The organism is Enterobacter cloacae, from assembly GCF_013375935.1.
Classification (GTDB): Bacteria; Pseudomonadota; Gammaproteobacteria; order Enterobacterales; family Enterobacteriaceae; genus Enterobacter; species Enterobacter pasteurii.
In genome coordinates, this window is record NZ_CP056117.1 from 1,745,998 (window position 1) to 1,769,021 (window position 23,024).

Consider the following 23,024-nt stretch of genomic DNA (forward strand, 5'->3'; position numbering starts at 1 on the left):
GATGAGTATATATCCAATACCATTTGAGTTTATTGAAGGTAAAGTCAAGTTATCTTGGTGTGATATTAAATGGGCTTATGAGCATAATCTTATAAAAGCATATGTTCCTGTAAAAGAAGCAGAAAAAAAAGTTCTGACGAGGAATTACTCTGATGCTGAGCTTAACTTATCATTTCTTTCACCGGAACAAAAAGAGGATATAATGTCTTGTTTGAATGTAATTTGTTCAAAAGTAGAGGGGGAGGACGAGTCAATAATTAAGCGGAAATGGTTGTTTATAACGCTTGGTTGGCTTTGGGATAACAGAAGTAGCTTTTCAGAACCATTGGGAGAAGTTGAGAATGTCTATTCGGATTTTGGCTATCCAGTCGAAATGGAATCATTCATTAAATATATGCCGCCTTCTGATGGATATGATCCATCTATTCACACTTACGAGGAAAACATTGAAAGATTGATGTGTAACTGGGAGTTTTATTTGAAAAAAGAATCCGCTATATTTAAATGTTAAATATGTTGGTGATTAAGATGAAGGAGTTGAGGTTAATAAGGATGGGATGTATTAATATTCACTTTGTTGTTGCTTTGATATTTATAATTACTGCCTGCACACCCGGGCCTGTTGGTACAAAGCGTTACCAGCCCTATACTGGTGTCGATTCAGCAATAATATATACACAAGTTAATGAACGTCATCGGGGATTAGTTTTTTTACAACGTTTTGAGAAAAATGGTGACTGTTTTGAAGAGGCTGATATGATATATATCAGCAATAACTTCATGGATGGAGGATTACATCATTTTATGGAAAGTCGTATTCAAGCTAATAAATACTGGTCGCTCTACGTACTGGATAATTCAAGCGGAAGGCAAATATTAAGGAGAACAGCATTCATTCCTGAAGCTGGAAAGCGTTATGTTGGCATTGATTATCAAGGAGTAGTTGAAATTCCACAAGAATTAAAAATTTCTAGCGAAGATGATTTAGATGAGATTTATACAAAATATAAAAATAAAAAAGCTATGGCATGGAACTTGCGCAGCGGACAATGTAAAACTTGGATCGGTAAACTAATGGAACCATTAATTTCTAGCAGGAATTAAGAGGGCAAGTATTTCAGGTTAGGCTAGTTATTGGAAACTATATTGACCCTCAGACAGGAGCATCCACACCTATTACAAATGGCATAGTCCACTATGGTAAAAACGGTGTTCATATTGTTCCTGCAAGACCTTCAGAATAATAAGGGGGAGTAATGGTTTTATCTGATTTAAGTGTATACCTGAGACTTTCATTGCAGAGGGCTTTGTTGGGAAACGTTACCCCTAACATTAGAGCCGTTATTGCTGAATTATCTGGTAAGAACATTAGCTTACTTTTTTATTTTGAAGGTGAAGTTGATGTCGACGACGAAGAGCTTGCATCGGTAATAGAAACGGAAATTATTGCCGATTTTGATGATGATTTTACTGTATATACAACAGTTCAGCGTCTTGATTATCCACAGATGATAAAGAATAAAAATGGTTTACTGGTATATCTAAGAAAAGAGTAGCAACAAAGATCCCGGCCCCTGCGCAGGGATCGTTTTATCAATAATTCCTAAAAATGCCCGTTATCCCGTTTGTACGCGGGCAGGTTGTCCGCATTTAACGGCCGTGGATAATGCAGAATGCAGGGAAACGCCAAATTAGGCCTGAACTAAGTATGAAAGAGCGGTAAGCGTAAGCAAGTAGAAAGATATTCTCCTTCATTATTTTATCTCAAGGAAAGAAAATGAAAGTAACAACATTCACAGTAACTACTTTACTATTCGTTGTAGCGCTAACGGGTTGTGCCAGCAAAATAAAACCTGAAACAGTAACCTCTAACAATGGTAGTTCAATTGAGATTATGGCTGTATCAGCACAGGCAGATCTTAACAATAATCGTATTGCAGATAATTCACTGCGCGTAGTTACTCCGAATCATAACGCTGTTGGAAAAGGGTTGGCCGTTTTATCTGTGTTAACCGGAAATATAAACCCCAGCAGTTTTGATAAAGAAAATTATAAAGGGGAAAGCATCGAGTCGCTCAAAAACCCTACTGATACCTATCTCATGCAAGGTGCAAAGAAAAGTATCAGTAAGTGGATGGACTCCCAATCTAGCGGGTATGTTTATAAAGAACAACTTTATATTGGCCATGCTACCTGGGCATTGATTTTTAAAGATGCCACAGCAGCAAATCCCGTTTATCAGCTGAAATATAAGGTAATTTTCTATAAGAAACCTGAGGGTGGAAGTATGTTTTCTGCATATACTGTAGCTGAATGTTCTCCAGTTCCTGTGGAAGCGAGTCTTTCAGAATGGGAAAGCGAGAATTATAAGAAGGTGACTGTTGAAACCCAGAAATATATGGATGCGTGTATCCTTGAGCTAAATAACCAACTCCCGCGTTTGCTGAAAAAGTAGCATATGTTTTAAAAAACATCCCGGTTTTAACGCCGGGATGTTATCTCTTAAACGTCATTTATTCCTTCTTAATCACCGGTGCATTTCTCAAATCACTCAGCGCTCCTGAAAATTTTTTAACACCGTGCCACTTTATTTTTTATTGATATCATCACGCTCATGACTTCAAGGTATCCCGTTGATCGAACGTGCATGTGCGAGTCACCTGGTTCTAAAAAATAATTATGGGAATGGCGAAGTGGCTTCGAAAAATATCATTGAATGAATGTTCCTGCGTACGCGCTGAAATCTCTTTATTAGCTGTTACACATACTCTCATTACCCGTTGCCGCGTTGTCCGCAGGTGTCTTTCAGCTTACCCAGCCCGCTACGCCCTTTTGCCATAAAATTCCTAAAATGTGTAATTTGCCAGCGACATCACTTTATCCTGTACTTGATTATTCATCTTCCATGTTAAAATACGTAGCAAACAACATTGTTAAAGGACAAACGATGAATATGAAGCTTTCCCTTTTTTGCGAAGATACGGGTTACAGTAAAAAGGATTCTCCTTTATGGACAGATGTCTGCGATGCGCTTCACCAGCTCAGGACAAATACTGGAAGCATCAATATTGAAGACGTTGTTAATCAAAAAACGCTCAGCATACATTCTGATGGTAAGCATTTTCTGCTCTCCTTAATTGATGGTAAGGACGATAAAACAAATATTAAAACCATTCAAAGTGACTGTTTTTAAAGGAAAATAAGCTTTTCTTCGCCTGTCTCCTGGAACCGTCCTCGTGACCTGACGGGGGATTTCGATTTTGTGGCGGATGTGTCCAGAACCTTTTTTACTACGGGACAGGTTTAGTGGTTTTTCGCATTAAAAACAGCCCGTTTATATCAGTTTTTTTTATTTTGAGCGCATTGCTGAGATTATTATGAATAATGCGCAATTGATAACGATTTTGTATTAGTTGAGACTGCAATACTGCATCATCCCACCATTCGCCGTATCGGTAGCTTACCTCTTCCTCGGATTTTCTGAATTATTCTCAAACCAGACAAACCTTCTCCGGATTCATCACATGATAGGCTATGGTATACACCGCGTTATGGAGCCGTTAGTGCCTAAGGAAAGAATAAACAATAATGACGAAAATACTGCTCGTGGATGACCATCCGGCAATCTGCTTTGCCCTCAGGGTGCTGCTGGAAAAAAATCCGGATTTTACCGTGACGACATCCTCCGGCGAGAACCTGCTGGCGCTGCTGCACCGGGAGCAGCCGTCGCTGTTGATCCTCGACCTGGAGCTCAAAAATGCCGACGGGCTGGATCTTCTTCCGCGCATCAAGCACCACTTTCCTGCGCTCAGGGTGCTGGTTTACACCAACCAGCCAGCGGGGGTCTACGCGCTGCGTACGCTGAGGGCCGGGGCGAGCGGGTTTATCAATAAAAGCCTGGCGCTGGAGCGCGTCGAGCCTGCCTGTCAGCTGCTGCTGGACGGCTATCACTGTTTCCCGGAAGAGACGTTCGCGAAAGCCGCAGAGGCTACTGAGGTAAAACCTGACGCCCGGGCGCTGCTGTCGCGTTTCTCCGATCGTGAAATTGCGGTGCTGAACTATCTGAAGCAGGGGAGTAGCAACAAGGAGATTGCCGACCGGCTGGCGCTCAGCAATAAAACCATCAGCACCTATAAGGCGCGAATGATGAAAAAAAGCGGCGTTGCCCATTTTGAACAACTTTTCGATCTTCTTGATACCCCAGGGTCAGAGACGTGAGAGCCGTTACCTTTATCCTGCTTTTTTGCCTTGCATTCACCGCGTGCGCCGCGCAGCAGGAAGCAACTCTTCGCCTGCTGGCACGTAGCCATGAAAAGGTGATCGAGCCGGGACTCAGCGGCAGCGAATGGCGCTGGGTGCGCGAGCATCGCAAAATCCGTATGGCGGTCTGGGAGCCGATGATGCCCCCTTACGACATCACCACCGGGCTGAACGATTACGGCGGTATCAATGCGGATTTCACCGGGCTGGTGGCGGAAAACCTCGGTATCGAGATTGACGTTGTGCGCTATCCGACCTATGACGATGCCCTGGCCGCGCTGCGGGCAGGCAAGGCCGATTTTATGCCCCAGGCCGGGAGGCAACAGCAGAAACAGGGGCTGATGCTGAGCGTGCCCTACAGCGACAACATTGCGGTTGAAGTGATTAACACCGATGCTTCGCCCGATGAGCCGGTGAAAAGGATCGCCGTTTCCCCTGTCTACAGCAGCAGCGAGGTGCTGGCCCGCTATCCGGGCGCCAGCATCGTTAAATTCTCCTCCACCCGGCATGCGCTGGAGGCGCTGGCCTTTCGCAAAATCGATCTGTTCTTCAGCGATGCCATCACCGCGCGCTACCTGGCGAGCCAGTCTGCTTTAAGCAATCTCAGCATTCGCCCGGTGGCGGACACGTTCGATGCCCCGGGTTTCTCTTTCGCCGCGATGCCGAAGATGGCGGTCTGGATCGCGATTCTCGACAAGATGCTGATGGCGCTGCCGGAGAACGCGGGCGTGGAGATCCACCGTCGCTGGAGCGGAGGGATCCCGCTCTCACTCAGCGAGGAGCCACCGCCCTATACCTCGCTCGAACATAAATGGATCAAAGAACATTCCCGGATCCGCGTCGCGGTGGCGCAGGATAATGGCCCGATAGCCTTTTTCAACGAGCGCGGGCAGCTGCGCGGCATCCTGGCGGATCTTCTGACCGCGCTGCGCCTGCGCACCGGGTTTACCTTTGAAATCCGCCGTTATCCCAGCCAGGAAGCCGCCTTCAGGGCGGTTAACCGGGGGGAGGCCGAGCTGATTGCCGGCGTGACTCAGGAGGGGATCTGGCAGGCGGATCTCCTGACTACCCGAACCTGGCTGTATAACTCCTGGGTTATGGTTGGGCGCGCGCTTCCCGGAAAGGAGGTGCTTCAGCCACGCGTGGTGAGCCTGCGCGGTGAGGCGCCGGACGGCTGGCTTGGCAGGCAAAACAGCGGGCAGACGGCGAAGGTCGATACCTGGTGGCAGGGGTTTAACAGCGTGCTGAATGATAAAAACGACATGATGGTTGTGCCGCTTATCATTGCAAATGCCCAGCTCAGCCGTAAAGAATTTGCCTCACTGAAAATATTAGCCAGCATTGATGCCGAGCCGCTGCGCTTTGCGTTTGGCGCGTCGCGGGAGGCCTGGCCGCTGATCGGCATTCTGAATAAAGCGCTGATCAACATCCCGCCCGAGGATCTCCATGCCCTGACGCGTGGCGGCAGTACGGGCAATGTGTTTGCCTCTGTGTCGGCGTCCGCGCTGTCGAAAGCGTGGGCGGTGACGTTCATCCTCGCAGGCACGGCGCTGCTGGCGCTGGCGGCAGGGTGGATTTATCGTCGGCGGCGAATCCGGCAGGCGCGCATCCGGAAGCTTATTCAGACGCTGCGCGCGGCGAAGCATCGCGCAGAGCGTGCCCGTCGCGGAAAAAGCGCATTTCTGGCCACCATGAGCCATGAAATCCGCACGCCGGTCAGCGCCATCATCGGCATGCTGGAGCTGGTGATGAAACGCCCCGACAATGCCCCGCAAAACCCGCAGTCGATACGGGTTGCCTGGGACGCGGCGCAGTCGCTGTTGCTGCTTATCGGGAATATCCTTGATGTGGAGCGGATTGCGTCCGGCCGTCTGGTGCTCCGCCCGGAGCGCGCTTCGCTTCGAAACCTGATAGAAGGTACCGTGTCGCAGTTTGAGGGGCTGGCCGCCCGGAAATCATTGAAGCTGCTGCTGGAAATAGATGCGGCCCTGAAAGGGGACGTATTGACAGACGTGATGCGTTTTCGCCAGATCGTCACCAACCTGCTGGGTAACGCCATAAAATTCACCGACCGCGGTCAGGTGATGCTGCGCGCGCAGCCGCAATGGCAGAACGGCGAGTTTATGCTGCTGGAGCTGACGATTGCAGACACCGGCGAGGGCATGGACGACGAGACGCAACGGCGCCTGTTCCGGCCTTTTAGCCAGGGAGAGAGCCGCAACAGGGCTCAGGGCAGCGGGCTGGGGCTCTATATTTGCCGCCAGCTCGCGGACATGATGGAAGGGGATCTCACGCTGAACAGCGTGCCGGGCGAGGGGACTACGGTCACGGTAACGCTCAGGCTGCCCGTCATGGACGCACTGCCAGAGAAAGAGGCTAAGGCTTCTGCGCCGCCCGACAAACGCGCTGCGTTGAGCGTTATGGTGGTAGACGATAATCCGGCTGGGCGGATGCTGCTTGCCCAGCAGCTTGAGTGGCTGGGGCATGGCGTCATCCAGTTCGACAGCCCGAAAATGCTGATCGAGAGCCTGGCAACCCGACGGCCGGACGCGGCGATCGTGGACTGCAATATGCCGGAAATGAGCGGCTATGCCCTGTCGCGCATCATCAGTGAACGTTACCCGGACGTCGCGGTGTTTGGCATGACGGCGGACGCGCGCGAGTCCGTCCGGGATGAGGCCCGGGAAGCAGGAATGCGCGACTGTATCTTCAAACCGGTCACGCTCGCGGCGCTGGAAAACCTGCTCGCCTCCCTGAACCCGTCCGGGAATTCCCCTGCGGTTGCTCATCCCTCCCTGACGCTGCCCGCGGCGCTGCTGGACGGCGAGCATCTGACGACGTTTCTGGATCTTCAGATAACCGTGCTGGAGGAGACGCTGCGCGATATCGCGCTGTGGCGAGACGATCCCGGCACGCCATTGACCGAAACGCTGCACCGGCTGCGGGGCGGTATTCAACTGCTCGGAATGCCGGCGCTGGAAGCTCGCTGCCTTGAGCAGGAGCAGGCCGTTAGCCGTGACGGTATCCGTAAGCTTGAGGAGGATATTCAGGCCCTGAAGGGCGCATTACAGCACTGGCGCGAGACGGGACTACAGCCGGGCAAGACCGTCCTACAGCAGAATGAGGACGGGCGTACAGCGTAAGCGTCCCGCCCGCCGGGGTACGCTTTGATTCGAGGACATTCACGCATAAAGGAGATATCCCAATGAAAAAACTCGTATCCGCGCTGGCCGTTATTGCCGCTGTTGGCATGTTCACCTCCGCACAGGCGGCAGAAAGCTGCTCCGCGAAAGCCGCCGCGCTGGAAAAAGAGATCCGTATTGCCCAGCAGTACGGTAATACTTACAAGGTTAACGGCCTGAAAAAGGCGCTGGCTGAAGTTAAAGCGCACTGTACCCCGGCAAGCGTGCTGGCTGACGCGCAGAAGGACGTGAAGAAGCTGGAGAAAAAGCTGGCCGAGAAGCGTGAAGATATTGCCGAGGTTCAGGCTGACCTGCGTGAGGCGAAAGCCAAAGGTGACAGCAAGAAAGTGGCAAAATATCAGCGCAAGCTGGCAGAAAAACAGAGCGATCTGAGCAACATTCAGCAGGAGCTGAACCGCGCACGCGCCGCGCTTGCATCCCTTCAGAAATAACGTTTTTATCTGAAAAAGGTGAGGAGGCTTCTGCCTCTTCACCTTTTTGCGCTGCCTGCCACCATGACGTTACTCCGTCTTTTCTGCTTTATGCTGCTGTTCGCGATGGCAGAAAGTCGCGCGGGCAGCCAAAAGACGTGGGTGATCCTCAATAACCTCTATAAGGGCGCGATTTCGCTTGATGTTGCAGCCTCCGGCCCTTGCCTCAGCCAGCCGCTGCTGGAGGAGTGGGGCGTGCGTAACGCGGTGCTTGCGCGTCTGGGCTGGGATGCCAGAGGTTGCCTGACGCCGCAGTCTGCGGAGCAGTTTAACCTCAAATACTGGTATCGCCCGCAGGCGCAGCTCCTGACGCTCCTGTTCCCGAACGAGGCCATCAGCCCTCAGCAGAATGGCGTCAGCACCAGCCGCTGGGATGACGGCATCAACGCGCTGTTTATCAACTATCGTCTGGATGCGGACAATAGCCTGGCGCAGTACGACTGGGAGCGTTCCGGCACTGACGCCACGCTGAGCCTGGACAACGGCCTTAACGTGGGGCCCTGGCGGCTGCGTTATCAAAACACCTTCTGGCGTGAAAAAGGGGGCCACCACGGCTCGTACAGCAACGCGATGTCGCTCTGGCGCAGCATTACGCCGCTGCGTTCGCGGTTGACCTTTGGCGACGGCAATACCTCTTCAACCCTCTTCGACAGCCTGCCGTTTCGCGGTGCGTCACTCGCCAGCGACGAGGCGATGTACCCCGACAGCTGGCGACCCTATTCGCCCTGGATCAACGGCTATGCCCGCACGGAGGCTGAAGTGACCATCCATCAGAACGGCGTACGCGTTTACCGTATTCACGTTCCGCCCGGGCCGTTTACCATTCGTGATTTTTATCCACCGGACCCGGACGGCAATCTGGAAATGACGATTCAGGAGAGCGACGGAACGGAGCGTACCCGCCTGCTGCCCTATTCGAGCATGCCCAATCTGGTGCATCACGGGCTCTTTAGCTACGAGCTGGCCGCCGGCCGCTACAGGCCTTTTCGCGGTATCGACAGGGATAAGGACCGCTTCTGGCAGAGCACACTCTCGTGGGGGATTGCCCCGCATGTCACCGCGTTTGCCGGGCTACAGCAGGGAGAGCACTACTTCAGCCATGTCGCAGGCTTTGGCGGAAACTTGGGGCTGTGGGGCGCCTTTTCCGGCGATGTCACCGCGGCTCGCTACACGCAAAATGAAGCCACCCTGCGCGGCAGGGTCTGGCGCCTGCGCTATGCCAAAGCCTTTTTCACGACCGAAACCAGCCTCACCGCTCAGCTCCAGTGGTATCCGCGCGGCGGGCAGTACCGTTCGCTGGAAGAAAAAATCGCGCGGGCTGAACTGCTCCGGTACGGCTGGGATGATGACCTCACCCGGCGGGCGCTTCGCGGGCAGCTGGAGCTCAATCAGAATTTTGGCGAGGACGCGAGCATGAGCCTGTCGTGGCACTGGCTAAAGTCACGCGAGCCTGACGCGGGCAGCGCGGGAGTGACGCTGAGCCTGGACGCAACCTTGCGCAACGTGGATTTCAGCGTATACGGCGGCTATGAGCGCTACGGCAAAAACCCGGATGAAGCCACGGTGGGGATTAACATCAGCGTGCCTTTATCCCTGTGGGGCGCGACGAGCAATGTCGGCTATATCACCGAGCTCGCCAGCCGGGGGGAAGATAGCCATGGGGTGAACGTATACGGGTCGGCGCTGAGTGATTACAGCCTGCGTTACGATCTCCAGGCGACACATACCGTACACCGCAATGACGAACTCTCTGCGAGCCTGGGCTATCAGTACAACGCGGGCGAGCTGAATCTCAGCATGGTGCGCGGGGGAACGCGCCGTGATTATCATGCCGACGCCAGCGGCAGCATTCTGGTACACGCTGACGGCGTAACGCTTGGGCAGCAGCTCGGCAGCACCGCAGCGCTGGTGGACGTGCCGGACACGCCGGGAATTGGCTTCTATAACCAGTTTGGCTCAACAACCAATGCCAGCGGCGAACTTCTGGTGAGCTACCTGACGCCATGGCGGGTAAACCGGATTACGATCGATAGCCTGAGCCTGCCGGAAAATACCGCGCCGGATGTGACGGAGCTGGAATCAGTCCCGACCGATGGCGCGATCGTTCTGCTGCGTTTCCCTCAGCCTGTTATGCATTCAAATAAAGCTGAATGACATCAGGAACGGGTCAAATATCTAGGTAAAACTACCAGGTCATGCACGTATTCATCCCAATAGTTTGCCCTTTCGGGACTGCTTATGATTCGTCTCACTGACTGTTTTTCCTCGCATCGGCGAACGAGGGTTCGACGAGCGGAATATTTTTTCAACGGAGCGTAGATGAATATGAAAGCTATCCTGGTCGCCCTGCCGGTTGCGATGATGCCGGCTACCGTTCTGGCGGCAAACGCTGAGGAAGGGTATTACGGTTCGGCAAAATACCTGCAAACTGAACAGCGCGCAAAGGAGATGGATACCAGCGCGCGTCCGGGCGTCGGCCAGTTTGTGGGCGGTAAGGAGAAAGAGCACCTTGATGGCGCGGCGATTGCCGCAGGCTATCAGTTCGGTAACGGCTGGCGTGCAGAAGGTGAATACACCTTTAAGCAAAAGACGGAGTACACCAGCGGCTCCAGCACGTTCGCGAACAGCTACAACCATCTGCAAACGGAAGCCGAACGTCTGATGCTCAACGTTTATCGCGATTATGAACTGGGCTACGGCGTCTCTGTTTACGGTACCGCAGGGCTTGGCGTGAGCAAGATTAAAGCGGGCGGCTGGCAGGGCAACCCTGGCCGTGAATACGGCTCAACCACCCAAAGCAACCTGACCTACGCGTTAGGGGCGGGGATAAGCTACACGCCGGTTGAGCGTCTGTATGTCGATCTGGGCTATCGCTATATCGATATGGGGAAAATCGAAAGCGGATATAACAATTTTACAAACGCGCGAGGCTTAAAAGATGAGCAGATGAAAGCGCATATTGTCTCTGACGAATTTACGCTGGGTATGCGTTACGTGTTTTAACCGGGTGCGGCAAAACAGGGCCAACGCCGTAGAAATGCGGGGTTGGCTTTTTTATGGCGAGCAGGTACCTGCTCGCCATCAGTTAACCTCGCTGTAAACACCCACCACGCGACCTACCGTTTTGATCTCGCCAATCACGCATTCAAATGGAATCTTTCCACCCGCGACGTGGAGTTTTTTCCCCGGCAGCAGCGTCAATTCGCGGATGCTGGCGGTGCCTTCAATCTCGACCAGCCACAGCCCGTCGGTTAACGACGCGTCTTTTTCAACGAAGTGAAGTTTTCCCTCCGCCCGGACGGCGACGCCCCGAGTGAGCGGCTTGCTGAAGAAATGGGAGTCGATACTCAAAGTAGTATTTTCTTCCAGTCGACCATCACTAAGAGTGTATAGCGCAACCGATAAGGGATCCCCCTCGGTTGGCTGACCTTCAAACTGTGCGCCTTGCCCGGTCATCAGCCAGCGAAGGCTGGCGCCGGTATCCAGCGCGCACTGAACCGCAAAATCGTAAGAGACTGTGCCGCGCGCGTAGCGGTTCTGAAGCGAGCTGGCAGCGATATTAAAGTGCCGGGCAAGCTGGATTTTCTGCGTGAAACCATATACCTGACAGATTCTATCGAGTAACTCTTCATTATTCACTTGAGAATCCAAGATCAAAATATATTCCTTTGGGTGTTTACTAATACTCATTTGGGTATTAGTATCATTACAAATTCGGGCAATCAGCGGCAGACGTTGGCAAACAGAGGCTAATGATTGCAGACAGTATCAAAATGGGAATCATGCAGCATGGCTTCTGAAATCGCAATCATCAAACGGCTGAAAAAGCCGTGCTCTGCCCGTTTTCAGCGCAAAATTATGGGTGAATTTACGCGAGGGGAGATATGGCGATAGAAGCTGCCCGTGCAAGGGTTCCACTTAGCGTGGGAGCGCGTCTTCGCGGGCTTAACCACGTTGCTGAACTGCGCGCCCGATACGGGAGCGATAGCGGAAAAGAGCTGGCGCGGTTTATGGCCGAACTGCGCGATAAGCGCGATCCCTGTTTTGAGGAGAACAGCAGGGCGCTGGCCGCCATCTTTTTCCTGGCGAGGTTGCCCGTCGCCCGCCATGAGTGCGATATCAGCGAGCTGACGACTGAAGAGAAAAGGGCGCTGATTACCGCCATGAACCATTTTCGTGCTGTTGTGAGTTTATTTCCTGAACGGCTGACCATGCCGGTGTAACCCAACCAAAAACCAAATGGCGTAAACCCGCCGGGCATTCTGTTGCCTGAAATCAAGGAGACGCGTGATGCGAAACAGTGAAAACCGCTTTTATTCAACCGGAAGTGAAGAACTGAAACGCCTGCTGATGGAGGCAAAAACTGAGGAACGATGCGCGCGAGCCCGCGCGGTCTCCCTGCGCCTGGAGGCGCTGGCGAGCCATATCTTTAAAACCGGTATGAGCGGAGAAGACGTTGCCGAACTTCTGTGCCACGAGGCGGCCCGCTACGAGCGCGAAGCCCAGGAGATGCACTGATGGCCGATTTTATCGATCTTGCGCAGGCGCGCGAGCAGGAAGACAGAGAGCGGCACATACATCACGCCCGCAGACGGCCCGCATCGCCTTCGCGTTTCCTCTGCGAGGACTGCGAGGCCCCGATACCGGAGGCGCGTCGTATGGCGGTGCCCGTCGTGGCCCTGTGCGTCACCTGCCAGGAGATCGCGGAGATGAAAAATAAACACGTCCGGGGAGGATGAGTTGGCTACGTCATTTGCGTATCCGTGGAACGCTCCGCGGTCGGCCATTGCCAGCCCTTACCTTACCCATGCCCAGCTGCAGCGTCGCGATCGCCTTTTCGCGGCGCTACAGCAGGCAAGAAATGCCCTCTCCCGACAGCCTGGCTGCGTGCGTGTCGACGTCTGGCGCACGGTTGACGCCCTCGAACAGCGTCACGGTAGCCCTCAGGCCAATGCTTTTTTGATCCGCTTCTGCGACAGGATGTTACCCCGCCTGCAGCGCGTCTCTGAACGCTATGCCTGCGCGGGCCTGCACGACGCGGTCTCCAGGGCCGTGTTTGACGGCCATTTCGACACCCGGCTTCTGCAGTACCTTGCCTCGCGCATGGTGGAACTGGTTGCCCGCTATAACCGTCTTCCCGATATGTCCCGCGCCGATGTCGACCTGCTGGCCGCCGATATCGCCAGCTTTATTCGCGGCGAGCTGGCGAATATTAACGATGCTGACATGGGCGAATACCAGACGCTGTACGTCTGGTATCAGCGCGCCGGACTGATCGCCCGGCAGTTCAACGTGTCGCCTCCGCACTGGGAGCGGGTGTCGAAGACGTTTTTCAACAAAGATGATGTTGCCGCGGCGGTGATCCGCCTGTTTTCCGAGGCGTGGTGGCGCGGGCGATTGCGTCGGATCGCGGCCGCCTGGCGCGAGCATGTGCAGATTGCCCTCGGCAACGTCAGCAAAAAGAGAACGGCGTATGCGAGCAAGCGCTGCGTGACGGAATGGCGCGAGCAGAAGCGCCGCACCCGTGAATTTCTCAAGGGCATGGAGCTGGAAGATGAAGAGGGCAACCGCATCAGCCTGATTGATAAATACGACAGCTCGGTGGCCAATCCGGCGATACGTCGCTGTGAACTGATGACCCGCATTCGCGGGTTTGAAAATATCTGCCAGGCGCTGGGCTACGTGGGCGAGTTCTATACCTTAACCGCCCCCGCGCGGTATCACGCGACCGTGAAATCGGGCTACCCCAACGCGAAGTGGAACGGGGCCAGCCCGGCGGATACGCAACGCTACTTCACCCGCCTGTGGGCGCGCATTCGCGCAAAGCTGCACCGGGAGGGGCGGCGCATTTTTGGTATCCGCGTTGCGGAACCCCATCACGACGGTACGCCCCATTGGCACATGCTGATGTTTATGCTGCCGGAAGACGTCGAATGCGTACGCCAGATTATAGGGGACTACGCGCGGGAGGAGGATGCCGCTGAGCTGCAGAACGAAAGTGCCAGACAGGCGCGCTTTCACGCGGACGCGATCGATCCGCAAAAAGGCAGTGCTACCGGCTATATCGCCAAATACATCTCAAAGAATATCGACGGCTATGCGCTTGATGGCGAGACCGATAATGAAAGCGGCGGGCTGCTGAAGGAGACGGCGTGCGCCGTGTCGGCCTGGGCAGGGCGCTGGCACATTCGCCAGTTTCAGTTTATCGGCGGCGCGCCGGTAACGGTCTACCGCGAGCTGCGCCGACTGGCGGACACCGAGGCCGCGCGCGGGTTGAGCGTCGAGTTTGCCGCCGTCCATGACGCTGCGGACGCCGGTGACTGGGCGGGCTACGTCACCGCGCAGGGCGGGCCTTTTGTGCGTCGCGATGATTTACAGGTGCGCACGCTGTATGCGCCGCGTGCCGGATTCAACCAGTACGGCGAGGAGACCGTTTGCATCCGCGGCGTGTACGATTCCGCCGTCGGTGCGGGCAGCCCGGTATTAACCCGGCTTACGCAGTGGAAAATTGTGCCGAAGCGTGCCGTTGAGCTGAAGGATGTACCTGCGCCTCCTCGGAGTTCTGTCATTAACTGTACGGTGAGCGATCTCTCTCAACCTCTTAACCGGCGTGCGCGACGGGCATTAACCGAGCGCATCAAACGCATCCGGCCCGGCTCATCGGCACCCTTTGTCTATGAGGGGGATCCGCAGAACGGGGTCCCGGAGAGGGTGATTGACGAAATACGGCTCGCTACGGGCATTGCGATCGGCCGTGGGGAGGCCCTGCATCTGATGGCGGGCGGCGTGAGCCGTTTTAACGACAAATGGTGCCGGGGCGCAGCTGACGGATCGCTCTTTCCGGCGTCGCGTTCTTATCAGGAAAAGGCGCGGAAAATCCTTGAACGTATTGGGCATTTAACGGAGCTGCTCACCCAGCGTGCACGCTAATCTCCATCGATATCATGCACATACCGCACGCGGTTCTGATTTTTTGCTTCACTCTTTTTATGATTACGTGCTACTGTATGTTTATACAGTATCTCGTGGTGGAGGTTGTGTGGACAGAGAGTTGAATGAGCAGGTCATGATTGAACGAGTCGAAATGATCGCGCGGCTGACGACGGAAGGAACGTGTCAGGAGAGAGATCGTGAAATTGCCCTGAATTTGATTGCTGAGATTGCGAGAGGGAACTTAATCAAAAACAGCGCGTTTACCGTTGTTTTTTCCGCATCGCCCGTTCCAGAACGAATCAAAAAAGAAGGCACCGTGCGGGTCAACATTACGCTGGACAAGGATCAGCACATTGGTCCGTCCGTTGTGGAAGCATTTCAGTGCGAGCTTACTCGCCGGATCAGGCCCCTGTTTCCCTCTACGCGGGTGACGGTGAAGGAGGGATCCATGACGGGCGTCGAGCTGCTTGGCGTTAACGGCGAGGCCGAACGCGAGGCGTTAGATAATATTCTTCGGGAAGTCTGGGAAGACGAGAGCTGGCGCTAGCCCTGCATCGTTTTCCGGCATTACGCGCTTTATTCTGATTATTGCTCCAGCCAGTCCGCGCCTCGTTGCTCGCGGTCAGCCTGTTGTGTCCGCGATCGTCCATCCGCCAGCGGTAGCGGAAAGGGCGCCGGCTCAGGAAACTCTACAGTACCTGGAAATCCGGATGTTGGAGCGTCTGATGAAGATCTATGCAATGCAGGGGGATACGCTTGATGCCATCTGTGCCCGTTATTACGGGCGCACGGCGGGCGTAGTTGAAACCGTTCTGAAAGCCAATCCTGGCCTTGCCGGGTGGGGCGTTGTCTTACCTCACGGTACGGCAGTGGACATGCCCGAGGTGGATAGCGCGCCCGGAAAAGAATCCGTGAACCTATGGGACTGAGTCTGGAGAAGGTCACCACGTTTATTGCCTACTGGCTGGCCGTGGCGCTGGCCTGGTTCGGGGCGATGTCTCCTGAAAAAGTGGCGCTGTACGTGGGAAGCCTCTGCGCCATCTTTACCGCGCTGACGAATTACTGGTTTAAGCGAAAAACCTGGCGCTATCTCAAATCGTTGGGCCTCGATAAGAAGAGTATTCGTGAACTCAATCATTAAGCGTTGCAGCATCGCCAGCGTGCTCGCTCTGGCGGTGCTGTTGCCTGACTTTCGATTACTGCAAACCTCGCCCGAGGGGCTGGCGCTAATCGCCGATCTGGAAGGCTGCCGTCTGTCGCCCTACCGGTGCAGCGCGGGCGTATGGACGTCAGGCATTGGCCACACGGCAGGCGTCGTGCCGACGAAGGAGATCACCGAGCGCGACGCGGCGGCGAACCTGATTGCCGACGTCCTGAAGGTTGAAAAACGGCTTGCCGCATGCGCGCCGGTGGAGATGCCGCCCCGCGTCTATGACGCGCTGGTCAGTTTTGCCTTTAACGTGGGAACCGGTGCAGCCTGCCGTTCGACGCTGGTGTCGCTTATCAATCACAAGCAGTGGCCGCAGGCCTGCGATCAGCTGACCCGCTGGGTGTACGTCAACGGGAAGAAGAACGCCGGGCTTGAAAACCGTCGGGCCCGCGAAAAGGCCTGGTGCATGAAGGGGGCAGAATGAGAGCTCTCCTGCTGATGCTGGCCACGCTGGCGGCCATTACCCTGTGGTTTCGTCATGAGAATCTCAACCTGTCCCGCTCCTTTGCTAAAGCCAGCCAGATCGCCGGTGAACAAAAAAACACCATTAACGCGCTGAACCATCAGCTCACCGTAACGCAGCGGATGGCCAGAGAAAATGAAAATGCGCAGGTCAGGCTCCGCGATGCGCTTGCCGCTGCCGGTGAGGAGATGGCAAGGCGCGAAGCGGCTATCGGGAAACTGGTAAATGAAAATGAAGAGTTACGCCGCTGGTATCACGCTCAGCTGCCTGATGCTGTCCGCAGGCTGCACGTCCGCGCCGCCTGCGCCTCCGCCGCACGCTGTTTACCACGCTTGCCCGAAGGTGAGCCTCTGCCCGATGCCGGCAAGTAAGCCTGTTACCAACGGCGATCTGAGCGCCGATATTCGCAGGCTTGAGCATGCCCTTATCGCCTGCGCGTTGCAGGTTGAAACCATTAAAGACTGTCAGGATAAACTCGATGCACAAACTCAAGAGCCTGCGTCAGGCATTAATTGACGCTGTTCCACAGCTGCGCGCAAACCCGGAGCGCTTACAGATGTCCGTCGGGAGCGGCAATATCGACGCGCGCCTCGCGTCCTCGCTCTCGTTCGAAAAGCAATATGAGCTGAAGGCAAAAGTCAGCGGTTTTTCCGGGTACAGCGAGGGGATTTTCGTCCCGGTGCTGGCCTGGCTTCGGGAAAACCAGCCGGATATTTTTACCCTCGATGAGGGGCGAAAAAATGGGTATCTCTTTCAGATTGTCTTAAATGACGATGAAACGGCGGATATCAGCTTTAGCCTGCAATTGACCGAGCGGATCCTGGTTTCCCAGAATGAGGGTACCTTGCTCGCCACCTATTCCCCGGAGCCGCCGCTGCCGGAACCCGTCACGCGTCCGATGGAGCTATACGTCAACGGTGAGCTGGTAGGCCGCTGGGAGGCGTAACCTTACCGCGCTGATGGCCAGCCCGCAGCCCCGTCGGCTGTCCATTCGGCAATACCGCTTGTTGTTTCATCCCGCATAAAACCCCACCTCGTTGCTGCCGCTCGCCCCGAGCGGCATTCTCTTCTTATGAATACGCTAACTTCCATGCACGGCATCGCTCGCGCGATCCGCAACCTTATCCGTATCGGCGTTGTGACCGATGTCGACCTCAAACGAGGGCTCTGCCGCGTCCAGTCCGGAGGGATGAAAACTACCTGGCTGAACTGGCTGACCTGCCGCGCAGGCCGCTCGCGCGTCTGGTGGGCACCGTCCGAGGGTGAGCAGGTTTTGCTGCTGGCTATCGGCGGTGAACTGGATACCGCCTTCGTGTTGCCAGGCATTTTCTCTGACGACCATCCGGCACCGTCTGAGTCGCCTGACGCCCTCCACGTTTCGTTTCCTGATGGGGCGGTTATCGAATACGAGCCCGGCAGCGGTGCGCTGACGGCAACCGGCATCAAAACGGCAGCCATCACCGCGTCTGATTCACTGATCGCGACCGTTCCGGTGGTACTGGTTAAATCAGAAACCCGCATCACCCTTGATGCGCCTGAAGTGGTGTGTACCAACAGGTTAATTACCGCCTCTCTGGAGGTGCAGAAGGGCGGGGTGATGGCCGGGAATATCGAACACGCCGGCGGTACGTTCACCTCCAATGGGGTACAGGTGGATAACCATGCCCACGGCAGTGTGCAAAGCGGCGGAAGCTGGACTAAGGGGACGCAATGACGGTGCGCTACACGGGAATGAACAGACAGACCGGGCTCAGCATTACAGAGGCTGAACACATCAGGCAAAGCGTGCGCGACATTCTGGTTACGCCAGTTGGCTCGCGGGTTATGCGCCGGGAGTATGGCTCCCTGCTGGCGGCGATGATCGACAGGCCCCAGAGCCCGGCGCTGCGCCTGCAAATTATGGCCGCATGCTACTCCGCGATCCAGAAATGGGAACCGCGGATTAGCCTGACGGCGATCGCTTTCGAACGGTCGGAGAATGACGGGACGTTGTATGTCGATATCACCGGCACGCGATCGGCTTCCGACAGCTCCTTTTCTATCACCATTTCACTGAGTTAAACGCTATGGCTATTGTTGATCTGAGCCAGCTCGCCGCGCCTGATGTCGTGGAAGAGGTGGACTATGAGACGCTGCTGGCAGAACGAAAGGCCACCTTTGTCTCGCTGTATCCTGAGGCGGAGCAAGAGGCGATCGCGCGCACGCTGACCTTAGAGTCAGAGCCGATTGTGAAGCTGCTTCAGGAAAACGCGTATCGGGAAGTTATCTGGCGCCAGCGCGTTAACGAGGCCGCACGAGCGGTCATGCTGGCCTACGCCGCGGGCAGCGATCTCGACCAGATTGGGGCAAACGCTAATCTTGAGCGTCTGGTGATTACCCCTGCCGACGACACTACGTTCCCGCCCACGCCTGCCGTGATGGAGTCCGATACCGATTTTCGTCTGCGCATCCAGCAGGCGCCGGAAGGGTTGAGCGTGGCCGGTTCGACAGGGGCCTATCAGTTCCATGGCCGCAGCGCGGACGGGCGGGTGGCGGACATTTCCGTTATTAGCCCCCAACCCGCGAACGTCACGGTTTCCGTACTCTCCCGGGAGAATAACGGCGTGGCGTCTGAAGAGTTGCTCACCATTGTGCGTAACGCGCTGAACGATGAGGACGTCAGGCCCGTCGCCGACCGGGTGACCGTGCAGTCAGCCAGGATTGTCGACTACACCATTGTGGCCTCGCTGTACTTGTTCCCGGGGCCTGAAAGTGAACCGGTGCTCAACGCGGCCAGAGCCCGGCTGCAGGCCTATATCACGGCGCAGCACCGGCTGGGGCGCGATATCCGCAAGTCTGCCATTTACGCGGCACTTCACGTTGAAGGGGTGCAGCGCGTGGAGCTGACCGCACCCGCAGCCGATATCGTGCTCGATGCAACTCAGGCCTCATGGTGCAGCCAGTACAGCGTAACCGTGGGAGGGAGCGATGAGTGACGCCCGTCTTTTGCCGGTTGGCTCGTCGCCTCTTGAGGTGGCGGCCGCCCGCGCCTGTGCGGAGATAGAAAAAACGCCGGTACCGCTGCGCCATCTCTGGAGTGCGGATACCTGCCCGGCAAATCTGCTGCCGTGGCTGGCGTGGGCGTTGTCGGTCGATCGCTGGGATGAGAGCTGGCCGGAAGCCACCAAGCGGGACGTGATCCGCGCGGCGTGGTTTATCCATGCCCACAAGGGAACGATTGGCGCCGTTCGCCGCGTGGTGGAGCCGCTCGGCTATCTCATTAACGTCACCGAGTGGTGGCAAACCAACGATCCGCCCGGCACCTTCCGCCTTGATATCGGGGTATTAGATACCGGTATCACCGAAGAAATGTATTACGAGATGGAGAGGCTTATCGCTGATGCAAAGCCTGCCAGCCGCCACCTTATCGGCCTGAATATTATCCAGGACATTCCGGGTTACCTCTATACCGGAGCCCTGAGCTATGACGGCGACATCATCACGGTTTACCCCGGATAAGCGAGAGCACAATGACAGTGAAATATAAAACGGTTATCACCAAAGCCGGTGCAGAAAAACTGGCGGCAGCAACCGTCCCGAACGCGAAGAAAGTTAACTTTACCGCAATGGCGGTCGGCGACGGCGGCGGTGCGCTGCCCGTTCCTGATGCCAGCAAGACAAAGCTGGTGAACGAAGTCTGGCGCCACGCGCTGAACAAAATTAGCCAGGACAAGAAGAACAAAAACTACGTTGTGGCGGAGCTGCTGATCCCGCCCGAGGTCGGCGGTTTCTGGATGCGCGAGATGGGGCTTTATGACGATACCGGAACGCTAATCGCGATGGGGAATATGGCTGAAAGCTATAAGCCCGCCCTGGCGGAGGGGTCAGGCCGCGCGCAGACCGTGCGAATGGTTATCATGGTGAGCGACATCGCCTCCGTTGAGCTCACAATTGACACCTCAACGGTGATGGCCACACAGGACTACGTCGACGGGAAGCTTACGGAGCATGAGCAGTCTCGCCGTCATCCGGACGCCACGCTCACGGCGAAGGGCTTTACGCAGCTCAGCAGTGCAGTCGACAGCACCTCGGAGGTGCTTGCTGCAACGCCGAAAGCGGTAAAAGCGGCGTATGACCTGGCGAACGGGAAATATACCGCAGCGGACGCCACTACGGCGCGCAAGGGGATTGTTCAGCTGAGTAGCGCAATCGACAGCGTGTCTGAGGTGCTGGCGGCAACGCCGAAGGCGGTGAAGGCGGCGTACGACAGCGCTACTGCAGCCAATAAAAATGCCAGTGAGCGAGTCAGTAAAGCTGGCGACAGTATGTCAGGAACGTTAAATCAGGACTCTGTAGTCCAGGCTACCTATAACTTAACGGCACTTTCCAACGCTACAACAGGCAATAAAAATTATTTGCGTAAAATGCGCGGCGGAGCAGCGGACACTATCTGGCATGAAACCGTGCAGGGTGTTGAGTATCGTCTGGCTACAGGCAATACAGATGCGCAGGAGGAGTTGGCAATTAGCGCGAGTACAGGCCTGAGAGTGAGGGGAAATATTACCTCGCAACTAGGTGGGTTCTATTCGGGAAACACGAAAAAGCTTTCCTTTGTTTCAGCTAATACCTCTGACAGGAATGCAGTCTTGCGCCTTTGGGGGAATGTAGATCGGCCAACTGTCGTTGAACTGGGGGATGACACCAGCTACCACTTCTACTCTCAGCGAAATAAAGATGGCTCGTTATTGTTTCAGGCTAACGGCGCAGGACAGTTTAGCGGTTATTTACGTTCCAATGGAGAAGTACAATCCATTTCAGCAAATAGCTATCGAATAGCATATGGGAACTATGGATGTTTCTGGCGTAATGATGGTAATAATTTATATCTGATGCTAACCAATAAGGGAGACGCGTACGGCAACTACAACGCATTGCGTCCATTACGTGTTAGCCTTGAAACCGGGGCACTGCAATCTGAAACACCTTTAACGGTAGATAATACCATTTACGCCACTAAGGAAGTTACCGCCGGTTATAGCAATTCATTTGCATGGGTAGAGCAGTACAAAACAAAAGCACCATTTTATAACTCATATTCAACAAGTGGAGCGAGTGAATACCATCCTGCTTTAAAACAACAGGCAAGTATTGCCGGAGTTAACTCATGGGCTTTTTCAATGGGGTCTCTGGTATCCGGGACTGCTCTTTCATGGCATCTGCACATGAAAGGAAGCGGCGCACAGGATATAAACTACAAATGGGACACCAGCGGTAATTTTAGCGCGCCGGGCCAGATCATTCCTGGAAGCTTTGCTAATTTCGACACTCGCTATTATACCAAAGCACAATCGGATGCGGGTTATATGGCGAAAGCGGGGGCCTATACCAAGGCAGAAAGCGACGGGCGTTTTCAGCCTAAAGGTAATTACACCCCTGCTGGCCAGGCTTATACTAAAGCGGAGAGTGACGGACGATATCAGCCTAAAGGAAACTATACCCCCGCAGGACAGGCCTATACCAAAGCTGAATCGGATGCACGTTACGGGGTGGGTAAAACAACGACCGGCAACAATAACGCCTACTATACGCACGGCAATGGCGCTGTTTTCATGCAGGCGGTTAGGGGGATTTCAGTAGGCAATAACACTGCTGTCACCGTGACTCTGCCTACCTCCTTCCCTAATGGTATTTTGGGAATAGGTGCCAGTTATTGGGGGGCCGGGGGTAATAACTCTGACTCGTTTTATCTTTGCACTCCGGTGGGTAAAAATCAGGTAAAAATTGAAACCCATAACTGTAACGGCGCATTTTCATTAATTGTCTCGGGTTATTGATATGAATAAATATTTTAGCAATGAAGAAAATAGTTTTTACCTTGAGGAAACGGTTCGGGTATACGAAGCACAAGGTATTCCCGTTCCCTCAGATCTCGTGAAAATAACCGACTCAGAATATGAAGAATTCATGGTTTCTCCGGACAGAAAAACACCTCGTTTCAATGTGAATCGTAACTGCATGGAATGGGTCGATATTGCCCCACCCTCGAAAGAAGAGTCCGTTGACAATGCTGATTCACTGAAATCACGATTAATGTCTGTTGCTACTCAGGCAATTTTGCCGCTGCAGGATGCTGTTGATTTAGAAATGGCTACAGAAAAAGAGAGCACGTTACTGACTGAGTGGAAGAAGTATCGTGTACTACTTAGCCGTATTGACGTCAACAATGCACCGGATATTGAATGGCCTGAGACACCGCTCAGCGAGTAAATAAACCCTGATTCTCTGCTGCACCCCAATCTTTGGATACTCCAGAGAGTAAGGTGCATTTTTTTTAACAGTACACCCATCCTCTTGCTGCCAAATCGTCATTACTCCTGATTTTACCTGAACACCTCTCCTCATTATTGAGGAGAGCATCGATATTCGCTCAGCTATCCAGTGAATACATTCGATGGCGATTGTTTCTTCTGAATCGATCGCTAAAACTAATTAATTCTCGTTTTAAT

Annotated in this window: 28 protein-coding genes and 1 pseudogene; 28 read left to right on the plus strand and 1 reads right to left on the minus strand. The window is 54.4% G+C overall.

The window, feature by feature from the left end:
* Position 1: 1 nt before the first annotated feature.
* The 11 genes and pseudogenes from HWQ14_RS08235 (at position 2) to HWQ14_RS08285 (ending at position 10,936) form a co-directional block, all read left to right on the plus strand.
* Positions 2–511, plus strand: a complete 510-nt coding sequence (locus HWQ14_RS08235; RefSeq protein WP_176609435.1) for a DUF2247 family protein — start codon at positions 2–4, stop codon at positions 509–511.
* A 41-nt stretch (positions 512–552) separates the two neighbouring features.
* The gene (locus HWQ14_RS08240) at positions 553–1,104 is read left to right on the plus strand and encodes a hypothetical protein (RefSeq protein WP_176609436.1); all 552 of its coding nucleotides are present in this window, start codon (positions 553–555) and stop codon (positions 1,102–1,104) included.
* 20 nt (positions 1,105–1,124) lie between these two features.
* A pseudogene (locus HWQ14_RS23485) lies at positions 1,125–1,244 on the plus strand (polymorphic toxin type 50 domain-containing protein); the annotation flags it as partial.
* A gap of 12 nt (positions 1,245–1,256) precedes the next feature.
* On the plus strand, positions 1,257–1,556 hold the full coding sequence (locus HWQ14_RS08250; RefSeq protein ID WP_176609437.1) for a hypothetical protein: 300 nt from the start codon (positions 1,257–1,259) through the stop codon (positions 1,554–1,556).
* 221 nt (positions 1,557–1,777) lie between these two features.
* Positions 1,778–2,455, plus strand: a complete 678-nt coding sequence (locus tag HWQ14_RS08255) for a hypothetical protein (RefSeq protein ID WP_176609438.1) — start codon at positions 1,778–1,780, stop codon at positions 2,453–2,455.
* Positions 2,456–2,947: 492 nt separating this feature from the next.
* A complete protein-coding gene (locus HWQ14_RS23230) occupies positions 2,948–3,193 on the plus strand; it encodes a hypothetical protein (RefSeq protein ID WP_245166445.1) in 246 nt (81 codons plus the stop codon).
* A 395-nt stretch (positions 3,194–3,588) separates the two neighbouring features.
* Positions 3,589–4,218 carry a response regulator transcription factor gene (locus HWQ14_RS08265; protein WP_176609439.1) on the plus strand — a complete coding sequence of 210 codons (630 nt, stop codon included), beginning with the start codon at positions 3,589–3,591 and terminating at the stop codon, positions 4,216–4,218.
* Positions 4,215–7,403, plus strand: a complete 3,189-nt coding sequence (locus HWQ14_RS08270) for an ATP-binding protein (RefSeq protein ID WP_176609440.1) — start codon at positions 4,215–4,217, stop codon at positions 7,401–7,403. The genes HWQ14_RS08265 and HWQ14_RS08270 overlap by 4 nt, the downstream gene beginning before the upstream one ends.
* A gap of 62 nt (positions 7,404–7,465) precedes the next feature.
* Positions 7,466–7,894, plus strand: coding sequence for a DUF1090 domain-containing protein (locus HWQ14_RS08275; protein WP_176609441.1), 429 nt, complete (start codon positions 7,466–7,468; stop codon positions 7,892–7,894).
* Between the two features lie 63 nt (positions 7,895–7,957).
* A complete protein-coding gene (locus HWQ14_RS08280) occupies positions 7,958–10,087 on the plus strand; it encodes a fimbria/pilus outer membrane usher protein (protein WP_245166446.1) in 2,130 nt (709 codons plus the stop codon).
* A 165-nt stretch (positions 10,088–10,252) separates the two neighbouring features.
* Positions 10,253–10,936 (plus strand): outer membrane protein, encoded by a 684-nt coding sequence (locus HWQ14_RS08285; RefSeq protein ID WP_176609442.1) that lies wholly within the window; start codon positions 10,253–10,255, stop codon positions 10,934–10,936.
* A gap of 78 nt (positions 10,937–11,014) precedes the next feature.
* Here HWQ14_RS08285 and HWQ14_RS08290 read toward each other — a convergent pair whose 3' ends face one another.
* Complete coding sequence (locus HWQ14_RS08290) at positions 11,015–11,590, minus strand: phage repressor protein CI (RefSeq protein ID WP_176611169.1); 576 nt, start codon at positions 11,588–11,590, stop codon at positions 11,015–11,017.
* Between the two features lie 227 nt (positions 11,591–11,817).
* Between HWQ14_RS08290 and HWQ14_RS08295 the strand changes: the two genes are divergently transcribed.
* The 17 genes from HWQ14_RS08295 (at position 11,818) to HWQ14_RS08375 (ending at position 22,785) form a co-directional block, all read left to right on the plus strand.
* Positions 11,818–12,156: a DUF5347 domain-containing protein gene (locus tag HWQ14_RS08295; protein ID WP_148418409.1), complete on the plus strand. Its 339-nt coding sequence runs from the start codon at positions 11,818–11,820 to the stop codon at positions 12,154–12,156.
* Between the two features lie 67 nt (positions 12,157–12,223).
* Positions 12,224–12,451: a DUF2732 family protein gene (locus HWQ14_RS08300; RefSeq protein ID WP_148418410.1), complete on the plus strand. Its 228-nt coding sequence runs from the start codon at positions 12,224–12,226 to the stop codon at positions 12,449–12,451.
* A complete protein-coding gene (locus HWQ14_RS08305) occupies positions 12,451–12,672 on the plus strand; it encodes a TraR/DksA family transcriptional regulator (protein ID WP_176609443.1) in 222 nt (73 codons plus the stop codon). The genes HWQ14_RS08300 and HWQ14_RS08305 overlap by 1 nt, the downstream gene beginning before the upstream one ends.
* Before the next feature lies 1 nt (position 12,673).
* Positions 12,674–14,863, plus strand: coding sequence for a replication endonuclease (locus tag HWQ14_RS08310; RefSeq protein WP_176609444.1), 2,190 nt, complete (start codon positions 12,674–12,676; stop codon positions 14,861–14,863).
* A gap of 109 nt (positions 14,864–14,972) precedes the next feature.
* Complete coding sequence (locus tag HWQ14_RS08315) at positions 14,973–15,413, plus strand: DinI-like family protein (protein WP_148418413.1); 441 nt, start codon at positions 14,973–14,975, stop codon at positions 15,411–15,413.
* Between the two features lie 178 nt (positions 15,414–15,591).
* Positions 15,592–15,795 (plus strand): tail protein X, encoded by a 204-nt coding sequence (locus HWQ14_RS08320; protein WP_176611170.1) that lies wholly within the window; start codon positions 15,592–15,594, stop codon positions 15,793–15,795.
* Positions 15,786–16,007, plus strand: a complete 222-nt coding sequence (locus HWQ14_RS08325) for an HP1 family phage holin (RefSeq protein WP_020689436.1) — start codon at positions 15,786–15,788, stop codon at positions 16,005–16,007. Before HWQ14_RS08320 ends, HWQ14_RS08325 begins: the two co-directional genes overlap by 10 nt.
* Positions 15,991–16,500, plus strand: a complete 510-nt coding sequence (locus HWQ14_RS08330; RefSeq protein WP_176609445.1) for a lysozyme — start codon at positions 15,991–15,993, stop codon at positions 16,498–16,500. The genes HWQ14_RS08325 and HWQ14_RS08330 overlap by 17 nt, the downstream gene beginning before the upstream one ends.
* Positions 16,497–16,910, plus strand: a complete 414-nt coding sequence (gene lysB, locus HWQ14_RS08335) for an Rz-like lysis system protein LysB (protein ID WP_176609446.1) — start codon at positions 16,497–16,499, stop codon at positions 16,908–16,910. Before HWQ14_RS08330 ends, lysB begins: the two co-directional genes overlap by 4 nt.
* On the plus strand, positions 16,810–17,055 hold the full coding sequence (lysC, locus tag HWQ14_RS23235) for an Rz1-like lysis system protein LysC (protein ID WP_176609447.1): 246 nt from the start codon (positions 16,810–16,812) through the stop codon (positions 17,053–17,055). Before lysB ends, lysC begins: the two co-directional genes overlap by 101 nt.
* The gene (locus HWQ14_RS08345) at positions 17,018–17,485 is read left to right on the plus strand and encodes a phage tail protein (RefSeq protein WP_176609448.1); all 468 of its coding nucleotides are present in this window, start codon (positions 17,018–17,020) and stop codon (positions 17,483–17,485) included. The genes lysC and HWQ14_RS08345 overlap by 38 nt, the downstream gene beginning before the upstream one ends.
* Before the next feature lie 126 nt (positions 17,486–17,611).
* Positions 17,612–18,253 carry a phage baseplate assembly protein V gene (locus tag HWQ14_RS08350; protein WP_176609449.1) on the plus strand — a complete coding sequence of 214 codons (642 nt, stop codon included), beginning with the start codon at positions 17,612–17,614 and terminating at the stop codon, positions 18,251–18,253.
* Positions 18,250–18,600, plus strand: a complete 351-nt coding sequence (locus tag HWQ14_RS08355) for a GPW/gp25 family protein (protein ID WP_148418420.1) — start codon at positions 18,250–18,252, stop codon at positions 18,598–18,600. The genes HWQ14_RS08350 and HWQ14_RS08355 overlap by 4 nt, the downstream gene beginning before the upstream one ends.
* 5 nt (positions 18,601–18,605) lie before the next feature.
* Positions 18,606–19,514, plus strand: a complete 909-nt coding sequence (locus tag HWQ14_RS08360) for a baseplate assembly protein (protein WP_176609450.1) — start codon at positions 18,606–18,608, stop codon at positions 19,512–19,514.
* A complete protein-coding gene (locus HWQ14_RS08365) occupies positions 19,507–20,037 on the plus strand; it encodes a phage tail protein I (protein WP_176609451.1) in 531 nt (176 codons plus the stop codon). The genes HWQ14_RS08360 and HWQ14_RS08365 overlap by 8 nt, the downstream gene beginning before the upstream one ends.
* An 11-nt stretch (positions 20,038–20,048) precedes the next feature.
* Positions 20,049–22,352, plus strand: a complete 2,304-nt coding sequence (locus HWQ14_RS08370) for a phage tail protein (RefSeq protein ID WP_176609452.1) — start codon at positions 20,049–20,051, stop codon at positions 22,350–22,352.
* A 1-nt stretch (position 22,353) separates the two neighbouring features.
* A complete protein-coding gene (locus HWQ14_RS08375; RefSeq protein WP_176609453.1) occupies positions 22,354–22,785 on the plus strand; it encodes a tail fiber assembly protein in 432 nt (143 codons plus the stop codon).
* The last annotated feature ends 239 nt before the right edge of the window (positions 22,786–23,024 follow it).